Here is a 3,923-nt window from a genome sequence, read left to right as displayed (position 1 = left end):
TTTGACCGTAGGTACTTCGGTCGAAATCATCTGATTCAAATCGTTATCCTATACTTATAGTTGTTCAAATTGCTCTTCAACATTAGCCAAAATTTCACAATCGCAATAACCATTGTGGTCAATTAACCACACCAAGATTTCCTCTGTATTTTCTATTCCAATAATATTTAGGGAACGCCTAGTTATGGTGTGATCGTCCATGCATCCCAACGTCTTTAATTCATTATCTAAATAATCAAAAAGTCTTTTAAAGTTCTCTTTATTCATTGGAAGGCTACTCTTAAACTCTTCAAGGGCCTTTTTACGAATTTCATTCCGGATTTGTTTGCGCCTGTCCTTATCGATTTTATCTTTCATAGCTAGTTGCAACTTAATATATCAGCCTATTTTGTCATTTATAGTAATAATACCAATTACTCCCGTAGTTGGTATCAAAGTTCTCTTTGCTGTCAAGGTAAACATTGAATTTATCTCGCTTAAAATATCCGAATTCATTATATGGTTCTAAAAGGTCAAAATATCTATCAGCCCATAATTTCTGTGTATGATTATTTTCGTATTCTTTAACTTGTTGTTCAGTATAAAGAAAGAAAGTTATGCTTGAAAAACAGCTTGATATTTCCCAAAGATCTTTGTTGTTAAGTTCATCTTTTAATTGTACAACTTTATCTTGCGGAACATTTTCATTCGCCTCAATCCTTGCTATTGGTTCAAACGCACTATAATAAACCCAAACGTTTTTTGTTTTATACTTTTCGTTTTTAGGTTTCATAAAGAAGTCAAAAAAACCTTTGCGTTTCACGATCTTCTGTTCTATTAAAGTCTGTCTGAACTTATCCGCTATTGTTTTTTGCTTTTTACTATCGAAGTTAAAATTCCCGTTATTTTTATTGAAACTTTGTTTTTCATGCTCAAATTCAAAGCAAATATTTAATCGCGGTCGCTTTTCTTTGTCAATCGTATCGTAAAGAATATTGATTGTCTTAACCTCAAATGTTTGGTCAATAAAGTTTGCCAGTTCAACAAAGTCAGGATTCATAATTGCTTTCCTAAGCATTATTTGCTTAGTGGCTTTATATTCTCTGTCAGATGGCATTATCATCATTTTTCAACGGTCTTATTAAAGGACACCTAACTCAAATATATATATGAAAGTTTGAAATAAAAAATAATAGAGTTTAGACAAAAGCCGTTTTTCTTATCGAAAAACGGCTTTTTAAGCTTGGGCTCAACTAGGTGCTTTTCGAACCATTTCCTATCTGATTCGATAAAATACTTTATGTGCCTCCCACAATGCAGGCACCTCTAGTTTATGAACCAGCTTATCTAACACTCCTGCTGGCACTGCATCATCTCTGTTTTTATTTTGATTGTGCAAACTGTGGTAAGACACCTCAATATACACGATGTTCACTTTTGCTTTATAAGTTAAAAACAGATCAATCAGCTGTACACGCATCTGACTGGTTATATTAGTTGCATTCCACACAAAAGATTGTTGCTTTCTCAAGAAAACTCTTGCTCTTTCTTTTGCCTCCTGTATCACACGTCCGTTCCCTACCTTGTCTGTTGGCAGTATCCCTTTTTCATTACGAATACCATCCAATGAAATAATCGGCCAATCGTTGTAATGCGCTTTAATATAGCTATCTTTTCCAGCACCAGGCAAACCACACATCAGAATAACTTCCGCTCCTGGTGTTTCAAACGGAATATAATCCAAATAAGCATCTTCATTTTGCATATAGTACATTTGCGCCTGATCCGAATCAAACCGTCGCGCGTTGCCCCAACACTGATTTTCTTTACAGTACTCTTCAAAACAAGCGATACGATACAACATCTCTTCCTGATCGCTGCAAATGCGCCCCAACATATCAGCCTTTGCCAGTAAACATAGCCATTCCAAATTAACTTCCATACTAGCTTTTACTAAAGCTTTTAAAGGATCCTGCTTTTCGAATAGCCAGATAGGCAAGCCATGATACCTAACTAAGCCTACAATTTGCTCGCGAATGGCAAAAGGTGTGGGTTCATTAAAGTACAACAGCCTCCTGGCAAACTGCGCTCCTTTGCGTGCATGTCCATTCGAAGTAATGCTTCCATCAGTTTCATGAACCGTGGTGCTATATTTCTCTACATCGTGCAACAAAGCCGCAGCCCATAAAATTTCCCGATCTTGTGCAGATAGTTGTTGAAAAGTCGATTCATTTTGCAAAGCTTTCAAAACCATTTGCGTATGTGTCGCCACATCACCTTCTGCATGATAACGAGCGTCTTGTGGAACCTCTTTCATACGCTTCACCCAATCAAATCGACTTTCGAGATCTGCCCATTCTTTGTTTTCACTAATAGTCCACATAACTACCTCCTTCATTTATTAGGGATGCTCGTTTCCAGTTTCTTGTCCAATGCTCATCTGTTTTTACATGCCCTTTACGTACATATTTAAATACATTTTCTGCAAAATCATCGACGGCATACCCCTCGGCATTTCGGGTAACGATCCCCTCCATAGTGGTTTTTGATTTGTGCTGAACATCGTAAGGATCAAATGTACCAGAACCATTAACCAGTGCTAACATTTCCTTTTCAAACTGCTCTTGATTTCCCGGCTTCTGTTCCATTTTAATAACTGGAACAAGAGGCAAATCGAGCAGATTAGCATAAAATTGAGTTTCTTCCCAGCTTAACCAACGATCATGCTCCCTAATTCCGAACACATAAAAATGATGTTCTAAATTACGATATTCGATAGAGTGAATTGCGTAAAGGTTCTCCATAAAGAACTCCAGGTCGCCAAGATCATATTTAACGAGTTGCCAAAACCGTCTTAGACTCTCTGTCCAGGGCGATGTAGTTGGAGCTGCATGTGAACGGGCAAATACACCATGTTTAGACAAACAGTTATTCTCTCCGTCTAGTTTTTCGGTATGTATTAGCGTCGGTATTTGTTGTATATATTTCCAATAGTCGTGCTGAATCCTATCGTCGCTTGTTGTTCCCGGCGAAAATGGATAATGAAAAGTACGACCATATTTCTGTGAAATAGCCATATTGTAATAAGTAAAATTAAAAAAATAGTAATTACCCCCTCCCCGGCTGGGAAAGGTCATTTAACATTATATGCAAAATGATATTACATGACTCAAGACTTAAGCAGTTGATGTATTTACAAATGTAAAAAAATTGATCTGTCAATTCTAGTTATAGATTAGTTATTATTATTTACATTTTTCAATAAATAATGCCCTTTTACCTTCTATAAAAAGGATTCCCAGATAGTCTGATCGAAAAACAAAACTAATATTAGACTAACTATTAAATAGATTGAGTTTTGCTTTCTCACGTTCTATTTCTGCAATTAGTTCTTCTTCGGTGGGCAGGTAAGGCATATATTTAGTAGCGAAGAGTCTAGGATTATCATTGATTACAGAATACTTTACTACTGTTTCACTTTTTTCTGTACAAAGAATAATACCTATTGTTGGACTATCGCCTTCTGGTTTCTTTAAATCGTCAAACATTCGTCTGTACATATCCATTTGACCAACATGCTGATGAGTAAGTTTACCTGCTTTTAAATCAATTAGCACGAAGCATTTAAGCAGATAATTATAAAAGACCAGATCAATAAAAAAATGGTCTATCTCTGTACTAATTCGAAATTGCCTTCCAACAAAAGAGAATCCCTTTCCAAGTTCAAGTAAAAACTGTTGTAAATTCTCTATTAATGCTGTCTCAATTTCAGACTCATTTGCAGTCACAGGCTGCTGAATATTTAGAAACTCAAAAATGTATGGGTCTTTAATAAAATCTTCTGGCTGTTGTTTTTCTAATACTTCACTGTCTTTTACATCTTCTAATTTGTCGTTTGAAGATAATAACCTATGATAATAAAAGGTATTTATATTACGCTCCAA

The 3,923-nt window shown here is 35.8% G+C and carries 5 protein-coding genes; all 5 read right to left on the bottom strand.

Features of this window, described 5'->3' with window-relative positions; translation table 11 throughout:
- Positions 1 to 54: 54 nt before the first annotated feature.
- Complete coding sequence (locus J1905_RS23455; RefSeq protein ID WP_214229623.1) at positions 55 to 357, bottom strand: DUF2695 domain-containing protein; 303 nt, start codon at positions 355 to 357, stop codon at positions 55 to 57.
- Between the two features lie 34 nt (positions 358 to 391).
- Positions 392 to 1,105 (bottom strand): hypothetical protein, encoded by a 714-nt coding sequence (locus J1905_RS23450; protein ID WP_214229622.1) that lies wholly within the window; start codon positions 1,103 to 1,105, stop codon positions 392 to 394.
- Positions 1,106 to 1,255: 150 nt separating this feature from the next.
- Entirely contained in the window at positions 1,256 to 2,377 is a 1,122-nt protein-coding gene (locus J1905_RS23445) for an AAA family ATPase (protein ID WP_250318186.1), read from the bottom strand.
- The gene (locus tag J1905_RS23440) at positions 2,349 to 3,056 is read right to left on the bottom strand and encodes an RNA ligase family protein (protein WP_214229621.1); all 708 of its coding nucleotides are present in this window, start codon (positions 3,054 to 3,056) and stop codon (positions 2,349 to 2,351) included. Before J1905_RS23440 ends, J1905_RS23445 begins: the two co-directional genes overlap by 29 nt.
- A gap of 258 nt (positions 3,057 to 3,314) precedes the next feature.
- A partial coding sequence (locus J1905_RS23435) for a PDDEXK nuclease domain-containing protein (RefSeq protein ID WP_214229620.1) occupies positions 3,315 to 3,923 on the bottom strand: 609 nt, incomplete at its 5' end.

The sequence above is a fragment of the Pedobacter sp. B4-66 genome, from assembly GCF_018492665.1.
Classification (GTDB): domain Bacteria; phylum Bacteroidota; class Bacteroidia; order Sphingobacteriales; family Sphingobacteriaceae; genus Pedobacter.
Note: the sequence above shows the minus strand (reverse complement) of the source record. Positions and strands in the feature narration are given on the sequence as shown.